The organism is Photobacterium sanguinicancri, assembly GCF_024346675.1.
Classification (GTDB): Bacteria; Pseudomonadota; Gammaproteobacteria; order Enterobacterales; family Vibrionaceae; genus Photobacterium; species Photobacterium sanguinicancri.
The window spans coordinates 3,469,427-3,492,305 of the sequence record NZ_AP024850.1 but is presented as its reverse complement, the minus strand read 5'-3'; the positions used below and the strand labels follow the sequence as shown (position 1 = coordinate 3,492,305).

At 46.2% G+C, this 22,879-nt stretch carries 23 protein-coding genes; 7 read left to right on the top strand and 16 right to left on the bottom strand.

The window, feature by feature from the left end:
* Positions 1–59: 59 nt before the first annotated feature.
* Both OCU87_RS16065 and brnQ read left to right on the top strand, forming a co-directional pair.
* Positions 60–647: a YjaG family protein gene (locus tag OCU87_RS16065; protein WP_062690113.1), complete on the top strand. Its 588-nt coding sequence runs from the start codon at positions 60–62 to the stop codon at positions 645–647.
* A 578-nt stretch (positions 648–1,225) separates the two neighbouring features.
* Positions 1,226–2,542 (top strand): branched-chain amino acid transport system II carrier protein, encoded by a 1,317-nt coding sequence (gene brnQ / locus OCU87_RS16060; RefSeq protein WP_261857550.1) that lies wholly within the window; start codon positions 1,226–1,228, stop codon positions 2,540–2,542.
* An 84-nt stretch (positions 2,543–2,626) separates the two neighbouring features.
* On the opposite strand, the gene OCU87_RS16055 is transcribed toward brnQ, so the two are convergent.
* Positions 2,627–3,682, bottom strand: coding sequence for a CNNM domain-containing protein (locus OCU87_RS16055; RefSeq protein WP_062690117.1), 1,056 nt, complete (start codon positions 3,680–3,682; stop codon positions 2,627–2,629).
* A gap of 225 nt (positions 3,683–3,907) precedes the next feature.
* Between OCU87_RS16055 and hupA the strand changes: the two genes are divergently transcribed.
* Both hupA and OCU87_RS16045 read left to right on the top strand, forming a co-directional pair.
* Positions 3,908–4,180 (top strand): nucleoid-associated protein HU-alpha, encoded by a 273-nt coding sequence (gene hupA, locus OCU87_RS16050; RefSeq protein WP_062690119.1) that lies wholly within the window; start codon positions 3,908–3,910, stop codon positions 4,178–4,180.
* A 44-nt stretch (positions 4,181–4,224) separates the two neighbouring features.
* Positions 4,225–4,920, top strand: a complete 696-nt coding sequence (locus OCU87_RS16045; RefSeq protein WP_094956263.1) for a DUF1481 domain-containing protein — start codon at positions 4,225–4,227, stop codon at positions 4,918–4,920.
* A 121-nt stretch (positions 4,921–5,041) separates the two neighbouring features.
* Here OCU87_RS16045 and purD read toward each other — a convergent pair whose 3' ends face one another.
* Both purD and purH read right to left on the bottom strand, forming a co-directional pair.
* Entirely contained in the window at positions 5,042–6,328 is a 1,287-nt protein-coding gene (gene purD, locus OCU87_RS16040) for a phosphoribosylamine--glycine ligase (RefSeq protein WP_261857549.1), read from the bottom strand.
* A gap of 122 nt (positions 6,329–6,450) precedes the next feature.
* Entirely contained in the window at positions 6,451–8,043 is a 1,593-nt protein-coding gene (purH, locus tag OCU87_RS16035) for a bifunctional phosphoribosylaminoimidazolecarboxamide formyltransferase/IMP cyclohydrolase (protein WP_261857548.1), read from the bottom strand.
* Positions 8,044–8,265: 222 nt separating this feature from the next.
* Between purH and zntR the strand changes: the two genes are divergently transcribed.
* Entirely contained in the window at positions 8,266–8,730 is a 465-nt protein-coding gene (gene zntR, locus OCU87_RS16030) for a Zn(2+)-responsive transcriptional regulator (RefSeq protein WP_062690127.1), read from the top strand.
* Positions 8,731–8,751: 21 nt separating this feature from the next.
* Here zntR and OCU87_RS16025 read toward each other — a convergent pair whose 3' ends face one another.
* The gene (locus OCU87_RS16025; protein WP_062690129.1) at positions 8,752–8,958 is read right to left on the bottom strand and encodes a hypothetical protein; all 207 of its coding nucleotides are present in this window, start codon (positions 8,956–8,958) and stop codon (positions 8,752–8,754) included.
* Between the two features lie 163 nt (positions 8,959–9,121).
* Between OCU87_RS16025 and ppnP the strand changes: the two genes are divergently transcribed.
* Both ppnP and OCU87_RS16015 read left to right on the top strand, forming a co-directional pair.
* Positions 9,122–9,403 (top strand): pyrimidine/purine nucleoside phosphorylase, encoded by a 282-nt coding sequence (gene ppnP / locus OCU87_RS16020; RefSeq protein ID WP_094956265.1) that lies wholly within the window; start codon positions 9,122–9,124, stop codon positions 9,401–9,403.
* Between the two features lie 72 nt (positions 9,404–9,475).
* Positions 9,476–9,781 (top strand): antibiotic biosynthesis monooxygenase family protein, encoded by a 306-nt coding sequence (locus tag OCU87_RS16015; RefSeq protein WP_094956266.1) that lies wholly within the window; start codon positions 9,476–9,478, stop codon positions 9,779–9,781.
* Positions 9,782–9,865: 84 nt separating this feature from the next.
* Here the strand turns inward: OCU87_RS16015 and fis are convergent, their stop codons facing one another.
* The 12 genes from fis to OCU87_RS15955 all read right to left on the bottom strand — a co-directional run bounded on the left by fis (position 9,866) and on the right by OCU87_RS15955 (position 22,788).
* Positions 9,866–10,162, bottom strand: a complete 297-nt coding sequence (gene fis / locus OCU87_RS16010; RefSeq protein WP_005372656.1) for a DNA-binding transcriptional regulator Fis — start codon at positions 10,160–10,162, stop codon at positions 9,866–9,868.
* A gap of 23 nt (positions 10,163–10,185) precedes the next feature.
* On the bottom strand, positions 10,186–11,151 hold the full coding sequence (gene dusB / locus OCU87_RS16005; RefSeq protein WP_261857547.1) for a tRNA dihydrouridine synthase DusB: 966 nt from the start codon (positions 11,149–11,151) through the stop codon (positions 10,186–10,188).
* 175 nt (positions 11,152–11,326) lie between these two features.
* Positions 11,327–12,211 carry a 50S ribosomal protein L11 methyltransferase gene (gene prmA, locus OCU87_RS16000; RefSeq protein ID WP_261857546.1) on the bottom strand — a complete coding sequence of 295 codons (885 nt, stop codon included), beginning with the start codon at positions 12,209–12,211 and terminating at the stop codon, positions 11,327–11,329.
* A 193-nt stretch (positions 12,212–12,404) separates the two neighbouring features.
* Positions 12,405–13,865, bottom strand: a complete 1,461-nt coding sequence (gene panF / locus OCU87_RS15995; protein ID WP_261857545.1) for a sodium/pantothenate symporter — start codon at positions 13,863–13,865, stop codon at positions 12,405–12,407.
* Entirely contained in the window at positions 13,858–14,139 is a 282-nt protein-coding gene (locus OCU87_RS15990; RefSeq protein ID WP_261857544.1) for a YhdT family protein, read from the bottom strand. The genes panF and OCU87_RS15990 overlap by 8 nt, the downstream gene beginning before the upstream one ends.
* Positions 14,140–14,328: 189 nt before the next feature.
* Positions 14,329–15,672 carry an acetyl-CoA carboxylase biotin carboxylase subunit gene (gene accC, locus OCU87_RS15985; RefSeq protein WP_062690137.1) on the bottom strand — a complete coding sequence of 448 codons (1,344 nt, stop codon included), beginning with the start codon at positions 15,670–15,672 and terminating at the stop codon, positions 14,329–14,331.
* Between the two features lie 13 nt (positions 15,673–15,685).
* Positions 15,686–16,144, bottom strand: a complete 459-nt coding sequence (gene accB / locus OCU87_RS15980) for an acetyl-CoA carboxylase biotin carboxyl carrier protein (RefSeq protein WP_062690139.1) — start codon at positions 16,142–16,144, stop codon at positions 15,686–15,688.
* A gap of 20 nt (positions 16,145–16,164) precedes the next feature.
* Positions 16,165–16,620: a type II 3-dehydroquinate dehydratase gene (gene aroQ, locus OCU87_RS15975; RefSeq protein ID WP_062690141.1), complete on the bottom strand. Its 456-nt coding sequence runs from the start codon at positions 16,618–16,620 to the stop codon at positions 16,165–16,167.
* 352 nt (positions 16,621–16,972) lie between these two features.
* Positions 16,973–17,878, bottom strand: a complete 906-nt coding sequence (locus tag OCU87_RS15970) for a DMT family transporter (protein WP_261857543.1) — start codon at positions 17,876–17,878, stop codon at positions 16,973–16,975.
* A 215-nt stretch (positions 17,879–18,093) separates the two neighbouring features.
* The gene (acs, locus tag OCU87_RS15965) at positions 18,094–20,043 is read right to left on the bottom strand and encodes an acetate--CoA ligase (protein ID WP_261857542.1); all 1,950 of its coding nucleotides are present in this window, start codon (positions 20,041–20,043) and stop codon (positions 18,094–18,096) included.
* A 268-nt stretch (positions 20,044–20,311) separates the two neighbouring features.
* Positions 20,312–20,935 (bottom strand): 3'-5' exonuclease, encoded by a 624-nt coding sequence (locus tag OCU87_RS15960; protein WP_062690144.1) that lies wholly within the window; start codon positions 20,933–20,935, stop codon positions 20,312–20,314.
* A 29-nt stretch (positions 20,936–20,964) separates the two neighbouring features.
* Positions 20,965–22,788, bottom strand: a complete 1,824-nt coding sequence (locus tag OCU87_RS15955; RefSeq protein ID WP_062690146.1) for a DUF294 nucleotidyltransferase-like domain-containing protein — start codon at positions 22,786–22,788, stop codon at positions 20,965–20,967.
* Between the last annotated feature and the right edge of the window lie 91 nt (positions 22,789–22,879).

Genomic DNA, 22,879 nt, shown 5'->3' with positions numbered 1-22,879 from the left:
TTGTTCAGCTTGGTATTATCAAGTAGAATTCGTTGCAAACCACTATCGCAGATTATTCCATGTTAAAAAATCCAGTTCAGCTTCGTTTAGAGAAATTAGAACCGTGGCAACACCTTACTTTTATGGTGTCGCTATGTGAACGTATGTATCCCAATTATGTGCTGTTCTGTGAGGAAACGGAGTTTGCTGATGCTTATACGTACCGAATCATCCTCGATAGTATCTGGGAAATTTTAACGGTTAAGTCAGCGAAAATTAATTTCGAAAAGCAGCTAGAAAAGTTAGAAGATCTTGTGCCGAGCGCAGATGATTTTGATATTTATGCGGTTAACCCAGCGATTGATGCTTGTGTTGCTTTAGCGGATTTACTTCATGCAATACTTGATCGCGATCTAATGCTTGAGACGATCAATAAGATCAGTACCTTGTCTGCAGAAACCGTTGCTGATTTAGAAACAGCACGTTCTGGTGAGGAAATCACTCACGAGAATCAGAAAGAAAATGAAGCCGTATGTGAAGAGTGGGATGTGCAGTGGGCTATTTTCCGTGCACTAAAAGATGCAGAAAAGCGTGACATTGAATTAATTCGTAGCCTACGTGAAGAGCTACGTGATGAACCCGTCAGTAATATTGGTGTTGCACTGTAAGCGTTATTAAATAGCGCAATACTATAAAGGAGCCTGATGGCTCCTTTTTTGTGCGTGTTGTTTGTGGTTTGCCCAATATGTTGAATGGCAGCACTTGTTGTTGACTTGTTAAGTTGATAGTTCTGAATTTCAACTGAAAAAGCAGCTTAATATGCTGGTTATCGGTTGTGGTGTAACCCAAATCACTTATTTAATTTTGGTGCTTGTTTGTCATCGCTTAGACGTTTATAACATTAGTTATCGAACGAAAGGATAAATAATTTCTTTTCGTGATTATGGATAGTCCCTGTTTAGGGTAGGAGTTACTGTGAATACAATCGTACGCACACATTGTCAGAATATTGCACTGGTTGCGATGCCTGCGCTACTCCTCCTCTCTTTGAACCTGATTCGGAGCTGACAGGCTGTACGCAATTTCTGTTAGCTTGAGTAAAGTTAGCAGGAATAATATCCATAATATCCCTCCTTACTAACTTTCCTCCAAGCTGATTTCATCTACAACACTATACCAATGCAAACACAGCCATTTCGGTCACTTTTTTGATCAGGGCTTTGGTAATGAAACGCTGAGGATAACTATGTTAAGTACACGCAATATTGCCGCTTTAGGCTTTATGACTTTCGCCATGTATTTGGGCGCAGGTAATCTAATTTTCCCTCCATTTTTAGGCTATCAAGCCGGTGACCACTTTCTGAGTGGTATGGTGGGATTCCTGCTAACGGGCGTTGGCTTACCAGCACTGGCTTTGGTGATGGTCGCTATCGTTAATGGTTCCGATAACTTAACAGCAGCGCTACCACGTCGTGTAGCAACCAGTTTTTGGGTGATGGTCTTTATCGTTATTGGCCCTGCTTTTATTATTCCTCGTGCCATAACTGTTGCTTACCAATTTACTTTTGCGCCATTTGTTGGTGATACCGCGCTTCCCTTCTTTTCAGCAGCCTTTTGTTTAGCGGCGATCTTATTTTCCTTATACCCAGGTAAGCTGGTGGATTCTTTAGGTAAGTGGTTAACGCCAGTATTGATTGTGATGCTAACAACGTTAGGCATCTTCGCCATTGCCTTCCCTGGTGGTGATGTGATGACGACGGCTGAGGTTTACCAACAGAACGCGTTAGCTGAAGGTTTAACCCAAGGTTACATGACCATGGATGCTCTGGGCTCTATTGGCTTTGGTTGGGTAATCTTCCGAGCGATTCAAGGGATGGGTGTAACAGAACCTAAAGCGATTGCGAAATACACTTTCTACGCAGCAGCAATGTATGCCGTTGCCATGGCGCTGGTTTACATTGCATTGGCCTATATTGGTAGCACGAGTGCTGATTTAGGCACTAGCTTCTCTAATGGCGGTGAAATTTTAACGGCGTTCACCACGTTACACTTCGGTGTATACGGTACCTTGTTATTGGGCTCTGTCATGGTGTTGGCATGTTTAACGACAGCAATTGGCGTGACGACTGCGGGCAGTGAATTTTATAGCCGTACCTTTACCCCTGTGTCGTATAAGGCGAGTGTATGGGCAACCATGATTGCATCTGGTTTGGTTGCTAACGTCGGTTTGGATCAGTTACTGGCCATTACTTTGCCTGTGGTTGTTGCTCTACACCCGATTGCAATTGTGTTGCTTTTCATTGCCCCTGTTCGTAAGCGTTTAACTCAAGGTGCAGTGATGGCAACAGTGATCACCACAGCAGCATTTGGCTGTGTTGATGCTTTGCATATCCTTGGCAAGATGCCAGCTGGCTTAAACGAGATGTTTGAGCACTCATTGCCTCTTTATGATTTCTACGCAAGCTGGATCATGCCTGCGGTTGTGATGCTGGTGATGAGCTTGGTATATTCAACCTCGAAAGTAAAAGCGCGCTCTACAGTGGTAGCATCAGCTACGTCGTAATGCTTTGTCTTGGTTATTATGCGTAAAAAAGGGACCTAGCGGTCCCTTTTTAGTTTAAGTCTTAATGACGGTTATAAGCTTGGCCTATTCGTCGTCTTTACTTTCTATTACGCCATGAAGCTTCTTCCAGCGTTCCCAGCGTTGAAATGCTAATTGCTGCATGTCGGTGTTGGTGTCGGCTTCATCGACAATCTCTTCACCGACTAAGCTTTCAAACACATCTTCAAGTGTGACAAGTCCTTGCACTGTACCGTACTCGTCCACGACGAGAGCCAGCTGAGATCTGTCTTTCATTAAACGTTCAAAGGCTTTCGGTACGCTCGCGGTGTTTAATACCACGGGAATTGGGCGCATTAGGGCGCCGATTTCTTGGCCGCCACGGCCTGCTTGGCTTTCGGCAAACAGCTCTAAACGGTGAACAAAGCCAAGAATGTTATCTTTTTGCTCGCTGTAAACTAACGGGCGAGAAAACGGGCTTTCTTTATGTTCCGTTAGGAAAGTATTGATGGATTGCTCAGCCTCAATACGAAACAGCACCGGACGTGGTGTCATGATTTTAGTGATGCTCACATTTCGAAATTCGAGTAAGTTGACCAAAATTTTTGATTCACCTTCAGCTAGTTCACCCGATTCACGTGCCAGCATCGCCATCGCTGAGAGTTCATCGCGTAGCTTGGGTTGCTCATGACCGTGAGCTAAACGACGCGTGATTTGCTCTGATACCCACACAAATGGAGTTAGCGCCCATACCATCCAGCGTAAGATTGAGGCAGACATTGGTGCGAGCTGACGCCAATAAGTTGCGCCGATAGTTTTAGGAATAATCTCTGAAAAAAGCAGAATAGCAAACGTCAGAAAAGCCGAAAACACACCCAACCATTGGTTACCAAAAACAACCGCGGCTTGTGCACCTGCTGTGGCAGCACCTACGGTATGAGCAATGGTATTTAAGGTTAGGATTGATGCGAGAGGGCGATCAATGTTTTCTTTTAGCGCGGCTAAACGAGGAGCCATCGGGTGGTTTTGCTGACGTAATGTGCCAATGTAGCTTGGCGATATACTCAAAAGAACGGCTTCTAATACCGAACATATAAACGAAACACCAATCGCAACAGCGATGTAAATCGTAAGGAGTAACATGGTTACCTGCATTTTATTAATAAATTACATTTATATTATTCGGCCTTGCGATAAGTAGATACAATTATTTCTCTTGTTAAATGCGTAACATTTTGTGAACTTGCGCTCAGTTTATGGTTAAAGAGTCTGCATCTGAGCAAATGATGGCTGACAAACCTTTGCCACAAAGGCTTCTTTTGAATTAGAGTTGTTCCGTCTGAAGAAAAACCTTAGAAGGGACACCAAATGAACAAGACCCAACTGATTGACCTGATCGCAGAAAAAGCGGATCTTTCTAAAGCTCAAGCTAAAGCTGCACTAGAGTCAACACTTGAGGGCATTACTGACGCGCTTAAAGATGGCGACCAAGTTCAACTTATTGGCTTTGGTACATTCAAAGTGAACCACCGTGCAGCTCGCACTGGTCGTAACCCACAAACGGGTCAAGAGATTCAAATTGCAGCTGCAAATGTTCCTGCATTCGTTTCTGGTAAAGCACTGAAAGACGCAGTGAAATAATCTATACTCCGCCAGTATCCTTATTCTGGCGGAGTTTTTCTTTTATGAAGCGATCTTTTCTCTTTCTCCTCTCATCGTTTCTGCTTGCCGGTTGTGAGTCAGCCAACATTCCTAATAATCCTGTAACCCAAATTGAAACCGACATTGGTGGCCAAGTACTTGGCGATACTACGTCTGTCTATTGGTATACCCATCGTCAAAACCGCCCTGTCGATTTAGCTGAACAAGTGTGGATGGGCGACTACGGTGACTATCAATCAGTCTACCGCTGGCGTGCTGGTAAACTACGTGAAGTGAAGCGCGCAGGGCAGCAACTACAAGGTGATAGTGTTAAACCTTTTTCCTTACATGTTCGTTATGACACCCAAGGTAAAGCGGTTTTCCAGCGTTATTTGGTGGATGAGATTGTCTTGCCACTTTCAGATGCTCAGCTTTTTCGTTATACCGAACAGGCTGATAGAGCTCTGGATACCATGAAAGCACAAAGCAAAGAGGGAGAGCGCTTGGTGCAAGGTCAGTGGCAAAATGGGACGTTAGTGCGTTGTGATGACGGGAAGGCGCTAAAAGTGACGTTTACGTCGGTATTACCGGATAACCTGACTAAGCAATTAGCATCGTCTCAGGATAGCTATTTTGTTGCGCTAGTGGGGAAAGTCCGTCGAAGTGAAGTAACCGCTTCAGAGTTGCTGTTGTTGAAGGAAGGAGGGAGCTGTTTAGTCCCACCCTCGATTGCAGAGTAAATCGCTCATCAGGCATATAATCACTCATCAGCAGGCGACTGAGAATTAAAAAACGCGCATCAAGCGCGTTTTTTATAGCAAGTATGTACGGCTCAATGATGAGCAATACGGAAAAGGGCGATTAGCCATTTTCGCGTGCAATCGCACGATAGCCGATGTCGTTGCGATGGAACATGCCATCCCAGCTAACTTGCTTAGTTAGCGCGTAGGCACGCTCCTGTGCTTCAGAAACGCTATTACCTAGAGCCGTTGCACAGAGTACACGACCGCCGTTCGTCACAACGTCGCCAGATTTGTTATTGGTTGTGCCCGCATGGAAAATCTTCTGGCCTTCAGATTCCACTACTGGCAGTGAAATAACATCACCTTTTGCGTAGTCTGCAGGGTAACCACCCGCAGCAAGTACAACACCAATTGAAGCGCGTGGGTCCCACTTAGACTCAACGGTATCTAGCTTCTCATCGATTGCTGCAAGACATAGTTCAACAAGATCTGACTCCATACGCATCATGATAGGTTGCGTTTCAGGGTCACCAAAGCGGCAGTTATATTCGATAACTTTTGGCGTTCCATCAGCATCAATCATTAAGCCTGCGTAAAGGAAACCTGTGTACGGGTTTCCTTCGGCTTCCATACCGCGCACCGTTGGATAGATAACCTCTTCCATGATGCGGTTGTGGATTTCAGGCGTCACAACAGGGGCTGGAGAGTATGCACCCATGCCGCCAGTGTTAGGGCCTGTGTCTTTGTCGCCAACGCGTTTATGATCTTGGCTGGTGGCCATTGGTAAAACGTTCTTACCATCAACCATAACGATGAAGCTCGCCTCTTCGCCATCTAAGAATTCTTCGATAACAACACGGCTTCCTGCTTCACCAAATGCATTGCCCGCTAGCATGTCTTTGATGGCGTCTTCTGCTTCTGTTAGCGTCATCGCAACGATAACACCTTTACCAGCGGCAAGGCCGTCGGCTTTAACTACGATAGGAGCGCCTTGCTCACGAACGTAGGCTAATGCTGGTTCAATCTCAGTGAAGTTTGAGTAGTAACCTGTTGGGATATCGTGACGAGCCAAGAAATCTTTGGTGAATGCTTTAGAGCCTTCAAGTTGAGCTGCGGCTTCTGTTGGACCAAAGATTGGCAAGCCGGCTTCACGGAACGCATCAACAACGCCGATAACAAGTGGCGCTTCAGGGCCAACAATGGTTAGTTCGATTTTCTTGTCTTGTGCGAATGCAACCAAATCAGCGATGTTTTCCACACCAATTTGTACGTTTTCTAGTTTTGGCTCAAGTGCAGTACCTGCGTTACCTGGAGCAATAAAAACGGTTTCTACATTTGGATTTTGTGCTGCTTTCCAGCCTAGTGCATGCTCACGACCGCCTGCACCAATGATCAATACGTTCATGTTTTAATCCTTATCACCACGCCATGTTAACGGTGAACGCAAAATGGCAAAGTTTGAAATAGTTGTCATGTAGCTTAACGAGAAAAAGCGAGAGTAAACTCTCGCTTTTTAGTCACATAATATTAGTGACGGAAGTGGCGCATGCCAGTGAATAGCATCGCCATGCCATGTTCGTCGGCAGCCGCAATCACTTCGTCATCACGCATTGAACCACCCGGCTGAATGACACAAGTAATCCCTGCTTCTGCTGCGGCATCAATACCATCGCGGAATGGGAAGAATGCATCTGATGCCATTACACTACCCGCAACTTCAAGGTTTTCGTCAGCAGCTTTGATGCCAGCAATTTTTGCCGAGTAAACGCGGCTCATTTGGCCAGCGCCGACACCGATAGTCATATTGCCTTTCGCGTAAACAATCGCGTTTGATTTCACGTACTTTGCTACCTTCCAACAAAATAGCGCATCACGCAGTTCGTCAGCGTTTGGCGTACGCTGAGAAACAACTTTTAGGTCGTCTTCGTTAACCATACCTTGGTCGCGGTCTTGAACTAACAGGCCGCCATTAACACGCTTAACATCGAAACCGGTTGTTTTCGTCGTCCACTCGCCACACTCAAGAAGGCGTAGGTTTTTCTTGGCTGTAATAATTTCAATGGCGTCAGCAGAAACAGAAGGGGCGATGATCACTTCAACGAACTGGCGCTCAGTGATAGCCGTTGCTGTTGCCGCATCTAGCTCGCGGTTAAATGCGATAATGCCACCAAATGCCGATGTTGGGTCTGTTTTGTAAGCGCGGTCGTAAGCCTCAAGAATGTTATCGCCTAGCGCAACACCACAAGGGTTAGCATGTTTTACAATGACACATGCTGGAAGGTCGAATTCTTTGACGCACTCAAGTGCCGCATCAGTATCAGCGATATTGTTGTAAGACAGCGCTTTACCTTGGATTTGACGTGCGGTTGAAACAGACGCTTCTTCTGGGGTTGCTTCAACATAAAAAGCCGCCGCTTGGTGGCTGTTCTCGCCGTAGCGCATATCTTGTTTTTTCTCGAACTGCTGGTTGAACGTACGAGGGAATTTAGACGCTTGGTCTCCGTCTTTGTTCTCACCGTAAGATGGCACCATAGTACCAAAGTAGTTAGCGATCATACCGTCGTAAGAAGCCGTGTGCTCAAACGCTGCAATCGCTAGGTCGAAACGAGTTTCAAGTGTTAGAGATTTGTCGTTTGCGTCCATTTCCGTGATAACACGGCCATAGTCGTGTGCGTTAACCACGATAGCGACATCTTTGTGGTTTTTCGCCGCAGAGCGAACCATTGTTGGACCACCGATGTCGATGTTCTCAACCGCGTCAGCAAGAGTACAACCTTCTTTAGCGACGGTTTCAGCGAAGGGGTAAAGGTTGACCACGACCATATCGATAGGGTTGATACCGTGTTGTGCCATTACCGCATCGTCTTGACCACGACGGCCAAGAACGCCACCGTGTACTTTAGGGTGAAGGGTTTTAACACGGCCATCCATCATTTCTGGGAAACCAGTGTAATCAGAAACTTCAGTAACTTTGATACCTTGCTCAGCAAGTAGGCGAGCAGTACCGCCAGTTGATAAGATATCAACACCACGGTTGGCTAGCGCTTGTGCGAATTCTACAATACCAGTTTTGTCTGATACGCTAATTAGCGCACGGCGGATAGGACGAGCGTTTTCCATTGCAAGCATCTCTTTCAATACACGGGGATAGGATATTTTCCAAAACTAAGCTGAATAAAAGCCATAGTTTGGTTTTGGGAAATATCCTCGGCTAAAATCGCGTAGTGCCGAGTCATTTAATGGTGTGATAGGTTGATGACGCATATTTTACATGATTCTGACTGTTGCGCAAACGTTTGCCTTGTGATTTCCATAGAGATTTAGCGAGGAAAGGAGAGAGAGATGTATTTGATTGGTCAACTGGCCAAACGCTCAGGGGTAAGTAGCGATACCTTAAGGTTTTATGAAAAGAATGGCTTGCTTCAGCCCGCAGGGCGCAGTGATAGCGGTTATCGCCTTTATAGCGAAGAAAATTTATCACGGGTGAAATTTATTATTCGTTCGAAAACGATCGGCTTGAGTTTAGATGAAATTCGAGAGCTATTAGATATACGTTTAGAAGCAAGTCAGCATAGCTGCGCGGAGGTAAAGGCCATCACCCAAGCCAAGCTGGACGAAGTCGATACCAAAATATCGGAGTTAAAGCGTATTCGTGTCGCATTGAAAAAAATCAATGATGCTTGTTGTGGGCATGACGATGATAATGCCAGCCATTGCTCTATCTTAGAAGCACTTGGTGATCACCAAGGTGATAAAACAAAAGCCCCGACAGACGTATGCTGTGCAGGGCAATGTCGCAATAAGTAAGGGCGGCATAACGTCGGCGGCTTAGCTTTCGTCTGATGTCGCTTCTTTCGCATTGTCGATTGCATCTTTGGTGGTGTCACGGAAAAAGTGTCCCGTTGCTTTGGTTGCATCACGGGTGGCATGGCCAATATCACGAAAGCCGTCTTTGATGCCTTGCTTTTCTTGTGCAGAACAACCCACTAAAACTAGGCTGCTAAGGGCCGCAACCATTAGGATTGCTTTCTTCATCGTTATTTATCCAATTCATGAGTGGTCGTAAGATTGATAGTGTATCGAAATCTCGCTATTAAAAAACCCTAAGATAGCGCTGAATGTGGCATAACATACGCTAGTGAAAGTGAATTAACTGTGTTAGCTTCAGGGTATTAAGTAGCTGTATATAGGGATTATCATGCTAAAAAATAACGAATATTTTGATGGTCAGGTGAAGTCGATTGGGTTTGAAACTCAGGGCGATCACTGCAGTATTGGTGTCATGGCTATTGGTGAATACAAGTTTGGTACGGCAGCGCCAGAGAAAATGACCGTCGTAAAAGGCGCATTAACAGTGAAATTACCCGGCCATGTTGAGTGGGAAACTTACAGTGCTGGAGATTCGTTCGAAGTGCCGGGCGATTCCGCTTTTGAGGTCAAGGTGGACGTGCCCACCGCTTATTTATGTGATTATTTATAAAAAGAAGAGCTTCGCGTTGCGGAGCTTTTTTTTGTCTGAAATTTGAGTCCAGCAAACAGATAGGAGTAATACATGGTATTGGAAGTCGCTTTACTGGATGTGAAGCAAGGGCAACAGCAAGCGTTTGAGGCTGCATTTACAGAGGCTCAGAGCATCATCAGTGGTATGAGTGGGTATCTTTCACACCAACTGCAAAAGTGTATCGAAAAGGACAATCGTTACGTCTTGCTAGTGAACTGGGAAACATTGGCTGATCACCAAGTGGGATTCCGTCAGTCGGCAGAGTATCTGCAATGGCGTGATTTATTGCACCACTTCTATGAAACATTCCCTGAAGTGGAACACTTCACGGCGCTGTATCCAAATGAAGTCGCGTAAAGTTTAAGGCTATGTCTGTCTTAAAACACAAAAAGCCCCGCTTGAGTAAGCAGGGCTTTTTGAAAAAATAGCAAAACTATTGGATTAGTTCATGCCGTATTTTTTTAGTTTCTTGCGAAGAGTGCCACGGTTGATACCCATCATGGTCGCAGCGCGTGTTTGGTTACCGCGCGTGTACTGCATGATGGTGTCTAGTAGCGGTTGCTCAACTTCAGCAAGTACTAGCTCGTACAGATCATCGACTTCTTGACCATTTAGTTGAGCAAGGTAGTTTTTAAGTGATGCTTTCACAGAGTCACGTAGTGGCTTCTGTGTGATTTGGTCTTGTGAAGTTACAGTTGTTACTGTTAGTGCTTCGGAAGTCAGATTTTGTTCGAACATAATTCTGTAAGCTCTTCTAATATTTATGCAACGTTTTCGAAGTAGCCTTGCAGCGCATCGATTTGCTGTTGGGCATCCTCGATAGCGTTGAAGGTCCGGCGAAAATCACCGGCTGGTGCATGTTCTTTTAAGTACCAAGACACGTGTTTACGTGCAATGCGCAACCCTAAGTACTCACCGTAGAAACGATGAAGTTCTTGAACATGGCCCAGCATGATTTCACTCACTTCAGCCATTGCTGGGGAAGGTAAGTGTTCACCGGTTGTTAAGTAATGATGGATCTCGCGAAAAATCCACGGACGCCCTTGTGCAGGACGACCAATCATCAAAGCATCGGCACCCGTATAATCGAGTACAAAGCGTGCTTTTTCGGGTGAATCGATATCACCGTTAGCGATCACGGGAATAGACACCGCTTGTTTCGCTGCTCTGATGTATTCATATTCTGCCTCGCCTTTGTACATGCAGGTTTTAGTCCGGCCGTGAAGGGCCAGTGCCTGAATGCCGCATTGCTCGGCCATTTTTGCGATATCGACACAGTTACGGTTTTCCAGATCCCAACCTGTTCGCGTTTTCAGCGTAACAGGTACATCGACGGCATCGACCACGGTACGAAGAATATCCTCGATAATCGCGGGATACTGTAACAGGGCTGAGCCTGCCAGCTTCTTGTTGACCTTTTTCGCAGGGCAACCCATGTTGATATCGATGATTTGCGCACCGTTTTCAACGCTGAATTGAGCCGCTTCGGCCATCAATTTTGGATCGGCGCCAGCGATTTGCACTGAACGGATCCCCGATTCGCCTTCATGAACCATACGGTTCTGAGATTTAGCCGTTTTCCAGAGGTCTGGATTGGATGACATCATTTCACTGACAGCCATCCCCGCACCGTAACGGAGACACAGCTCACGAAACGGACGATCGGTCACACCCGCCATTGGCGCGACAATTAACTGGTTTTTAAGTTGATAAGGACCGATCTGCAAAACGTCTACACCTGACTGTGCCAGTAAGGGCGCGCATTTTACGCATTTTTTCGCTGTCTGAAAAGACCAATAATTGAGCATTTAAGTTTTGATTTTCAAAACTGTATGTTTTTCAATCGATTGGCTGTTTTTTAGGCACGCGCACCCAGCATTTAATTTTATCGAATGGCGTAAATTACGCTTTTCGACCCGAAATACGACACCAATCTTCACGCACTGCCACAGGGTCTAGTGCGACTTCATCGCTGTAGTATGTCGCGACATCTTCGGATTGAGTCTCTAGCACGCCTGAAATCGCCAAATCACCACCGTCTTTGACTAGGCTCTTAATCACTGGCGATAGTTCGCGCAATGGGCCAGCAAGGATGTTAGCAACCACGATGTCGGCTTGAATGCCTTCAGGTTGGTCCTTCGGTAGGAATAGCTCTAATTGCTCTGATACGCCGTTACGTTGAGCATTATCGCGTGAGGCTAAAATAGCTTGTGGATCGATATCGATACCGATGACACTTTTAGCCCCTAATTTTAGGGCAGCAATTGCTAGGATGCCTGAGCCACAACCGAAATCGATCACGGTTTTACCTTCAAGGTCTTGGCCGTCTAACCACTCAAGACACAAAGATGTGGTTGGGTGAGTACCTGTACCAAATGCCAAACCTGGGTCTAGTAGTACGTTAACGGCATTTGGTTCTGGCGCTTCACGCCAGCTAGGGCAAATCCACAGACGGCGGCCAAAGCGCATTGGGTGGAAGTTTTCCATCCACTCACGTTCCCAGTCTTTGTCTTCTAATTGCTCGATTTTATGTGCAAAATCATCAGCAATCAGCGGGCTGTTTTTCAACATTGTCAGCACGAATTCCATGTCGGCTTCTGCATCGTATAAACCGATTACATCCGTATCACCCCATAGGCGTGTTTCACCCGGAAGTGGCTCGAATACTGGCGTATCTTGTGCATCAAGGAATGTGGCAGAGAGTGCGCCAGTTTCTTCCATCAGCATGTCGCCAATCGCTTCAGCATTTTCAGCAGTTGCGTTCAGTTTGATTTGAATCCAAGGCATGGTGTATTCGCTTTTGTGTTGACTAAAATTGAGGGAGCGAAGTCTAGCATGATTTTTCGACAATCCACACTGGTTGCGTGGTGAATAATTATTATCGAGGTGTGATAAAAACTCGCTGAGCCGTTTGTAGCGGTGCTGCAGATAAAAAGATAGCACCCAAAGGTGCTATCTGAAAAGAAAGGTTAACGGTGTTTTAGGCCGTCTGTGGTGGCTCGGAGGCCATCACAGGTTTAGCAAGGCTGCCTGCAATAAAAGCGACTAAACCAATGGCCAATGTTGGCACAATGGCATGTATGCCGCCCATGTCAGGCTTAAGGATGGCAAGGCTAGCGTAAGTGGTTAATCCGGTCAGCATAGAGGCCAGAGCGCCGACCGCAGAGGCTTTTTTCCAATATAAGCCTAAGACTAATGGCCACAGGAAGACGGCCTGCATCCCACCGAAAGCTAACAGATTAAGCCAAATGAGCATGTCGGGCGGATTCATCGCCGCAACAAACACTAAGGCAGAGAAAATACCGGTTACCCACAAAGATAGCTTTGGCAGGCGCTGTTCTGCATCAGCTGCTTCTGCCGCTTTTGGGTTGATGTAGTTGAGGTACAAGTCTTTAAGTAAGGTCGCTGAGGCTTGAATCAACTGTGAGTCGATGGTCGACATGATGGCTGCCATTGGTCCGGCTAAAAAGACACCAGCAAAGGCGGGGGGCAGTACGGTGATCATCAAGGTTGGCATGATTTGATCTGGACTGGCGATATCCGGCACGATAGCTCGACCTAAGGCGCCAGCAAGGTGCATACCCAGCATCAGAAAAGCCACCATTGCTGTACTGATCACCATACCTTTGTGCAGTGAAGCGCTATCTTTATACGACATGCAACGTATAGCGGCATGGGGTAAGCCGATAACACCAAAACAAACCAGAATCCAAAAGCTCAGCATAAATGGCTGACTGAGGAAGTTGTCTGGGCCAAAAGGCGTGATTAATGCAGGATCGATATCGTGCAGTTCGTGTACCAGTTCGCCAACGCTTCCCCCAGCATGAATGATGCCGACCAGCAGTGCGGTAGTACCAATGATCATCATGATACCTTGGATAGTATCTGTCATCACCACTGCGCGGAAACCGCCTATTGTGGTGTACAAGCCGACGGTAATGGCAAAGATCATTAAGCCTTGTTGGTAGCTTAACCCTGTCATGGTTTGCAGTAAGCGAGCGCCCCCGACAAATTGCACCACCATGGTGCCAAAAAAGGCCAGTAATAATGCTAATGAAGCAAAGATAACCACGGTGCGACTGCGGTAACGCGCGTATAAAATGTCGTTAAGAGTGAGGGCGTTATGGCGTCGTGCTTCAATGGCAAATTTCTTACCGAGTACTCCTAGGGTTAACCAAGCCGCGGGGAGCTGGATCATGGCCAGCAACACCCAGCCTAATCCCATTTTATAGGCAGCACCTGGGCCACCTATAAAGGTGCTGGCACTGGCATAAGTCGCAGCAAGCGTCATGGCGAGAACGAAGCCACCCATGCTGCGATTACCCAGTAGGTATTCGCTCAGGAAGTTGGAGCCTTGGGTGCGTTTTTGTCGAGCAAAGAGAGCGACGGCAAAGACGGCCAGTAAATAGAGCACTAAAGGGATCAGTAGTTGGCTATTCATGGTGCGATTCTTTCTCTATGTCTAATGACATATCTTGATAAATGTATTTAACCATTAACCCGCACAGTGCGGTGAAAATGATGGGTCCAAGGATGCAAGCTAATAGAAACCAAAGTGGAAAGCCGAAATACAGCTCTGGCATCGAGGTATCTGTGATTGCTGGAGTAAACGCATAAGCGGAAACGTACCACCAAAGGAAATAGGCGAGCGCTAAACCCACCGCCCACTTGGCTTCGCGATGTGCTTGGCGATAGCGCTTTGATAGCGTTTTCATGGGGGATCTCCCGTTATTCGATTGGTCATCCACCGGCAAAGAGTCAGTCTTGGCCGATAAAGGGACGTTATTGTGGCAAAACTTATTCGGGATGCAAAGTCGGAGTTGCTGGAGACTGAGTTTTCACTGCGCCAAAATAACAAAAAGGCTGCCAGAGGCAGCCTTTTTCAGTCACAAAGCAGAGTGTGCTTATTGCAGACCTAATTTCTTCTCAAGGTAGTGGATGTTCGCACCACCGTGTTGGAAGTTTTCATCCAGCATGATTTCTTGCTGTAGCGGGATGTTAGTCTTAATACCGTCGATAACGGTTTCTGCCAGAGCGTTACGCATACGAGAGATCGCTACATCACGGTTTTCACCGTAAGTGATTAGCTTGCCGATCATTGAATCGTAGTGCGGTGGCACTGTGTAACCTGCGTAGATGTGAGATTCCCAACGCACACCCATACCGCCTGCGGAATGGAAACGTTCGATCTTGCCAGGGCAAGGTAGGAAACGCTCAGGGTCTTCAGCATTGATACGACACTCAACGGCATGGCCGCGAATTTGAATATCATTTTGGCTGAATGACAACGGTTGACCCGCTGCAATACGCAGTTGTTCTTTGATCAAATCGATACCCGTAACCATTTCAGTTACTGGGTGCTCAACCTGAATACGGGTGTTCATTTCAATGAAGTAGAACTCACCGTTTTCGTATAGGAATTCAAACGTACCCGCACCTCGGTAGTTGATTTCAACACAAGCTCGACAACAACGCTCACCGATGTACTTACGCATTTCTTCGGTGATGCCCGGTGCTGGCGCTTCTTCAACCACTTTTTGGTGACGACGTTGCATTGAACAGTCACGCTCACCAAGGTGAATAGCATTGCCTTGGCCATCAGCTAAGACTTGTACTTCGATATGACGAGGGTTTTCTAGGTATTTCTCCATGTAAACCATGTCATTGTTGAAACATGCTTTTGCTTCTGCACGCGTCATTGCGATTGCTTCGCTTAACTCGCCTTCAGAGCGAACAACGCGCATACCACGACCACCACCGCCACCAGAGGCTTTGATGATCACTGGGTAACCAATGCGTTTCGCGAACGATTTGTTACGTGCTTCATCGTCGTCCAACGGGCCGTCAGAACCAGGTACACAAGGAACACCTGCTTTTTTCATTGCACTGATAGCAGAAACTTTATCACCCATAATACGGATTGTTTCTGCCGTCGGGCCAACGAATACGAAGCCAGAGCGTTCAACTTGTTCAGCAAAATCCGCGTTTTCAGATAGGAAGCCGTAACCCGGGTGAATCGCAACTGCGCCCGTGATTTCAGCCGCACTGATAATGCGCGGAATGTTGAGGTAGCTTTCAGTACCTTTTGCTGGACCGATACAAATGGTTTCGTCAGCAAGTAATACGTGTTTTAGATCGCGGTCAGCGGTTGAGTGTACGGCAACAGTTTTGATGCCTAGCTCTTTACATGCACGCAAAATACGTAGTGCAATTTCACCACGGTTAGCGATAACTAATTTATCTAACATAATGTCCCCGTGGTTACTCGATGATAACTAGAGCCTGATCGAACTCTACAGCATCGCCGTCTTCAGCAAGAATCGCTACAACCGTACCTGCTTTATCAGATTGGATTTGGTTCATCATTTTCATTGCTTCAACGATACATAGGGTATCGCCAACATTGACAGTTTGACCAACTTCAACGAATGCTTTCGCTTCAGGGCTTGGTGCACGGTAGAAAGAGCCAACCATTGGAGAAAGAACTTTGTGACCAGCAGGTTCTGCAGGTGCTACTGGTGCTGCAGCTTCTGCAACAGGTGCCGCTGCTGGAGCTGCAACTGGAGCAGCAGGTGCTGCCATGAACTGTTGAGCGGGAAGCGCGCTAGCTGGTACGTTACGACTGATGCGTACTGATTCTTCACCTTCAGAGATTTCTAGTTCCGCAATACCTGATTCTTCTACTAGTTCAATCAGCTTTTTGATCTTACGAATATCCATTTATCTTTCTCTTATATTGTTCATTTAGCGTTCTGATGCAGACGGCGAGCCGCAGCATTCAGGGCGAATTCATAACCGTCGGCACCTAAACCACAAATCACGCCTACCGCTTTATCTGATAGGTAGGAATGATGGCGGAAAGGCTCCCGTGCATGCACATTAGATAAGTGCACTTCAATAAACGGGATCGCTACCCCCAATAATGCATCACGAATAGCGACGCTGGTATGGGTGAAAGCGGCTGGGTTGATGATGATAAAATCCACTTTGCCATGAGCTTGGTGGATCGCATCGATCAATTCATGTTCAGCATTGGACTGAATATGCTCAAGACTAATATTCAATGCATCCGCTTTGGCTGTTAAATCTGTCACGATGTGGGTCAATGTTTGTTGACCATAATGACCCGGCTCTCTGAGACCTAACAAATTCAGATTAGGTCCATTAATCAGTAAAATGCGCTTAATGGTCGACATCTTGGGGGCAACTCACTTCTTTTTGATGTTTAACTCTAACAACGTGCAAAAAGTTGCACCACTGCTTCCCTGTGCTCAAAAATAAACAGCCAAATCGTGTTTGTGGACCAATTATAGAGAATTCACCGCAATTAGCAGCAAAATACTGGTCTAATCACTGCAAAATGTAAATGGACAGCCATCTAACTGTAAAATATAGCTTGTACGCAAATGTTTCACGCGTTGTGTGTATTTGCTCACCAGGGTGGTAGATCTATGATAGTGCATAGTTTTTAGACTATCAGTCAGCCTTTCCCTCTGAACATAGATAATATTTGAAGGAAAGGCTTTGGGAGGATAGTGCTTTTGGCGGCTATTTACTGCGCACTAGAGCACGAATTGAGGGAAAGCGATTGAGTTTAGCAACAACGATACCGAGGAAAAGTGGCGCTAATAATTGCTGTGACCAAGCGGATAGATGATTGTTGTTGAGCCAAGCATCCAAACATAGCGCCACAACTGGGAAGATTAAAAAGCATAATGAGGCAGTAAAAGGGGATGTTACTTGGTTTAAGCGGAAGTAAGCAACAATGCCACCAACGCTAGCAATGAGCCCTAAATATACGACAGCTTGAAGCGAATGGGTCTCCATAAGGTGCCACTGTGGTTGCTCCCAGATACTGCCAACAACGAGTAACAGTATGGCCGCAATCGCTGAAGGCAGGGCGTTGTAGGTTAATACTTGGATTCCTTGCCCATACTTTTGGGTAAAGACATACATGACAGCATGAATTGCAACAGCAGCGACCAATGCCAAAATACCTGAGTAATCATTATTATCGCCGATATCAAGCTCATTATTTAAGATCAAGCATAAGCAGAGAATGGCAACAGTAAGGCCAATGAGTTGATGGGGTACTAAACGAAGCCCCAGACTTAGCATGGATATCGCCAGTACAGCTAAAGGCATATTGGCAAAGATGATAGAGGCTAACCCTGAAGAAATATATTGTTCACCGACAATCATTAGCGTGAAAGGAATTGCAAAATAAAACACCGCCACGGCAAACATAAAGCTTCGCTGTCCCTTGGGAAAACACAATGGCGCTCCAGTACATTTTGCTAGTAATAAAATACATGGTGCAGAGATTAGAAAGCGTAGCCCTGTTGCTATGATCGGCGGTATAGACTCAACGGCGATTTCCATTGCCATCCAAGTTGTTCCCCAAATGATGCAAACCGAGAGAAATAGAGCCGATGTGACGAATGTGTCCTTCATTTTAAAAACTTGTAGGTGAATTGTAGTGTGGCGGTATTGTAGTTGGTTTGCTATGAAACCTTTTTCTTTATGTCGTCACAAAAAACGTTAATTTTGGAAATTTATTTCACATGGATGCGTAAGAGGGAAAATATTTCTTTGTGAAAGGTAGGAAAATAAAAACCAGACTAAAAGTCTGGTTTTTACAAGCAAATCAGAGTGATGCGAATGAAGCGTTACATGATCTTCTGTTTTTCTTCGATAAGCTTATCAACCACGCTTGGGTCGGCGAGGGTTGATGTATCACCTAATGTACTGGTGTCACCCGTGGCTATCTTACGGAGAATACGACGCATGATTTTACCCGAGCGTGTTTTTGGTAATGCATCGGTCCAATGAAGGAAATCAGGTGTCGCAATTGGGCCTATTTCTTTACGTACCCAATCTTTCACTTCTTTGTGCAGTTCTGCACTTGGGATTTCGCCATCATTTAAGGTGATATAAGCGTAAATGGCTTGGCCTTTAATGTCGTGTGGTACTCCGACGATTGCGGCTTCGGCTATTTTATCAAAGGCAACCAGTGCCGATTCAATCTCTGCCGTCCCCATACGGTGACCTGAAATATTCAGGACATCATCGACACGGCCAGTGATCCAGTAATAACCATCTTCATCACGACGCGCACCATCACCGGTAAAATACATGCCTTGGAAAGTAGAGAAATAGGTTTGCTCAAAACGTTCGTGGTCACCCCACAAGGTACGCATCTGGCCCGGCCATGAATCAACCATCACCAAGTTACCTTCAGTTGCGCCTTCAAGGATATTACCCATGTTATCGACAATTGCAGGTTGCACCCCAAAGAAAGGACGCGTCGCAGAGCCAGGTTTCAGTGCTGTCGCACCCGGTAGTGGGGTGATCAAAATCCCGCCAGTTTCTGTTTGCCACCAAGTATCAACAATTGGGCAGCGGCTATCGCCTATCGTGCGGTGATACCATTCCCACGCTTCGGGGTTAATCGGTTCACCCACTGAGCCCATAATACGTAAACTTGAACGTGAGGTGCCTTTAATGGCTTCATCCCCTTTGGCCATTAAAGCGCGGATAGCGGTTGGGGCGGTATAAAGAATGCTGACGTTGTGTTTATCGACCACTTCACTCATTCGGCTAGTGCCAGGGTAGTTAGGTACACCTTCAAATAATAATGTCGTTGCGCCGTTAGCCAGTGGCCCGTATACCAAGTAACTATGACCGGTGATCCAACCAACATCGGCAGTACACCAATAAATATCGCCTTCTTGATAATCGAAAACATATTTAAAGGTCATAGTGGCATACACAAGGTAGCCGCCTGTTGTGTGAAGTACACCTTTGGGTTTCCCTGTCGAACCTGATGTATAAAGAATGAAAAGCGGGTCTTCGGCATTCATTTCTTCGGGTTCGCAGTTGGCAGAGGCAACGGCTGTAGCTTCATGCCACCATACATCACGTTCGCTATCCCATTCGACGGTGCCACCAGTACGCTTAAGTACCAGTACTTTTTCTACACTGGTGACATTATCGTTAGCTAATGCGGCATCAACATTTTTCTTTAGTGGTACTGCGCGGCCTGCACGTACCCCTTCATCGGCGGTGACAACAACTTTGGCATTGGAATCGACGATACGGCCTGCAAGTGCTTCGGGTGAGAAGCCACCAAAAACGATGGTATGAACGGCACCTATGCGGGTACACGCCAGCATAGCAATGGCCGCTTCCGCCACCATTGGCATATAAAGACAAACGACATCGCCCTTACGTACGCCTTGGCTTTTTAGGGCGTTAGAGAATTTACAGACTTCTTCGTGTAATTCGTTGTAAGTCAGGGTGGCATCATCGGTAGGATCATCGCCTTCCCAGATGATGGCGGGTTGATCGCCGCGCGTTGCGAGATGGCGGTCAAGGCAGTTGACCGACACATTTAAGGTACCATCTTCAAACCAATTTACATTGACGTGACCAGTATCGAATGAAGTGTTTTTTACTTTAGAGAAAGGTTTGATCCAATCAAGGATCTGACCGTGTTCACGCCAGAAGCCTTCAGGGTTGATGACTGATTGTTGGTACATCTCACGGTATTTGTCTTCTGTAATGTGTGCAGTATCTGCAATCGCTTGATTGACAGGGTAAACATGAACCTCACTCATCCTATTCTCCTTGTGTTCCCATCTATAGCCGCTATCTGGACTGGGATATTCTTGTCTGTATTCAGGCTGTTGTTTCGTTATTGTCTTTACTGGTTATTAACTTGATTCAGATTCTGGTTTGTCACAATTAGACTTTAGGATGAGAGGGACAGATCAACTGTTATTACAGCTGTTTACATGGATGTTTCATTGAAAAAGGTGAGTAGGCAATGGCCTTATCAAGGTTTGTATCAGTACTTTCTGAGCGAAATTTTGATACCAAGAAGGATTAAGACGATGTCAGCATCGGCATGTCGCCATGCTTTAAGCGTACATAAATTAAAGCAGCGGCGATGGCATCTTCGAGTGCATCGTGGCGTTCTGGTACGGGTAACCCAAGGTGATGGCTAATCGCTTCTAGGCTTAAATCGTAATAAGCGTTAGGTAATAAGCGCTCTAACCGTTCATGGTATAGGTGGCTGACTTCCACTAATTTGTTCGGCAGTGGGAAACCAAAGTGCTGCTGAAAATACCGGTCAAGGATCGTTTTATCGTAGCGAATATGGTAGCCGACTAACGGGCGATTACCGATAAAGTCGAGTAATTGGGTAAGTGCTTGCTCATTGTTGAGGCCATGCTGTAAGTCTTGGTGGCGGATCTGATGAATGGCAACAGAGGTTCCATCAAGACTGGATGGGGCTTGGAGTGAAAGATGGATGGATTGACTGGTGAGTATCCTATTCGCTTTTATGCGAGTGGCTGCAATCGTGACCAACTCTGCGCTGTGTGGATCTAAGCTGGTGGTTTCACAATCAAGTGAGATTAACTCATCACCTTGGTAACGCTGAAACAGCGCGGCGTACTGACTGTGTTTATTTTTATGCTGATACCAAGCGCGGCGAAGACTATTCATAGGATTCTCTCTTACTATCTTGGCTTTGATTAATCACGGATCTGGTAGTGGTAACCCAGCCATTCTTTGAATTTTTTAACGACATGCAAACTATGTCGCAGCACGTCTCGTTCGGCACGGCTTAAGGTGCTGATATCAATATGGTGCTGTTGCCCATCTTTTTGTTGGCGCAATTGTTGGTGAAGGCGCAATTTAATAAACAGTTTTAGGGCTTCACTTAAATTGTCTGCAGTACGTTGCTCCAGTACGCGTTGCTCTGTTAATACCGCAATGCGCTCAAACGTATTGTTGGGGCTAATGTTGTGTTCCAGCGCCAGTGCACGTATGCCATGTACGATGGGGAAAATCCCACCTTGCTTGATGTTCAGTCCGTGTTTGCCTGCCTTTAAGTTGCCAAATAAGGTCAACGGGATACTAAATTTCAATGCTGGGCGGGTGAAGATAGAGAGCAAACGTTCTTGGTCGGCAAGGTGTTGATGAAGGCATGCTTGTAATGGTGTCAGCAAGGCTTGGTTACCTGCAACGGCATGGCTATCGGCTAAAATGGCAAGCGTCATCATGCTATCAGGATCACCATGCTGACAGAGCTGGGTGATGTGCTGGAGCCAGATTCGCTGTGATTTAACCCAATGCGGATTACTGACCATGACATTACCTGGGCAAAGTGGGTAGCCGAGCTGTTGTAATGTATTGGTCAGTTGAGTCATCACGCTGGCGCAATCAGGCCAGTCGATACCATCTTCAATGATTAATGCATTGTCTTGATCTGTCTTTAATATTTGTTCACCACGACCTTCAGAGCCCATCACCATTAAACAACAGTGTGGTTGTAAGTGAGTGGGCACTATCAGCTTGAAGGCTTTCTCTATGATTTGTTCGTTAACGGCAGCTATCAGTTCCATTACAAATAGGGTGCGAATCCCATTGTTGAATAACGTCTCGACCAAGGTTTGCTGGCTATTAGCGGCAAGGGCTAACTCTTCGATAGTTTCAGCCCGCGCAATACGTAGTGTTAGTACATGAGAGTGAGTTGAAAACAAGCTGAGCACTTGGGTTAAATCGAGCATACCGACCACGGCATCGTTATCGCAGACCTGTACTCGTTTTACTTTTTGGCGTGTCATTGCCAGCATGGCATTGAACAGATAATCCCCCTTATTGACACTGACAACCGGTGTGGTGGCGATGCGACTTACCGCAGTATTGTGCGGGTGCCCATCAAGTAAAGTGGCATGTAATAAGTCGGTGCGGGTCACAATGCCGTATTGCGGCAAGTTATTGAGGGTTACAAAGGCGGCATCCAGCTCTTTGGTTTTCATTTGCTGGGTGACCGATAATAAAGGGGTGTCATGCGGTACCACCAAGCAAGGTTGAATGTTGTCATCATCAATTTTTGTCAGAATGAATTCCGCCAAGTTTTGTTGATGATGCGCTTCTTCTAATAAGGCTTGGCGCTTGGTGAGATTCGTATCGAAATAGGCTGCAAATTGACTGTTGTTTTGATAGCACTGTACGAATAATTCACGCGGCAGGGTATAACAAATCGTATCCTCACAGGCTCTAAATGCGTGACGGCTCTGGCCTTTAATCTGGGCGCTGACATCAAATAAATCATCATTGGCGTAGTGAGCGAAGGTTTCTTTGTGGTGATGCTCTTCAGGGGTTAACGGCGCGCTATATTCTTCGATATTGCCTTTTATGATGATGTAAAGCTGATGGCATTCAGCGCCAGCGGCAATAACGGTTTCGCCTGCCCGAAAATAGATAACATCAAGTGCGTTACGTAATGTTTGTTGTTCGGCGGCTGTTAAGCGATCGAAAGGCGGCAGCGAAGTATCAAATTTATCAGTCATCTTAGCTCCAAGCTGGCACCATACAAAAAGGGATAAAGCTATTGTCAGTGTTGATGCGTAATGAAACCAGACGACTTTAGTCTAGATTTTA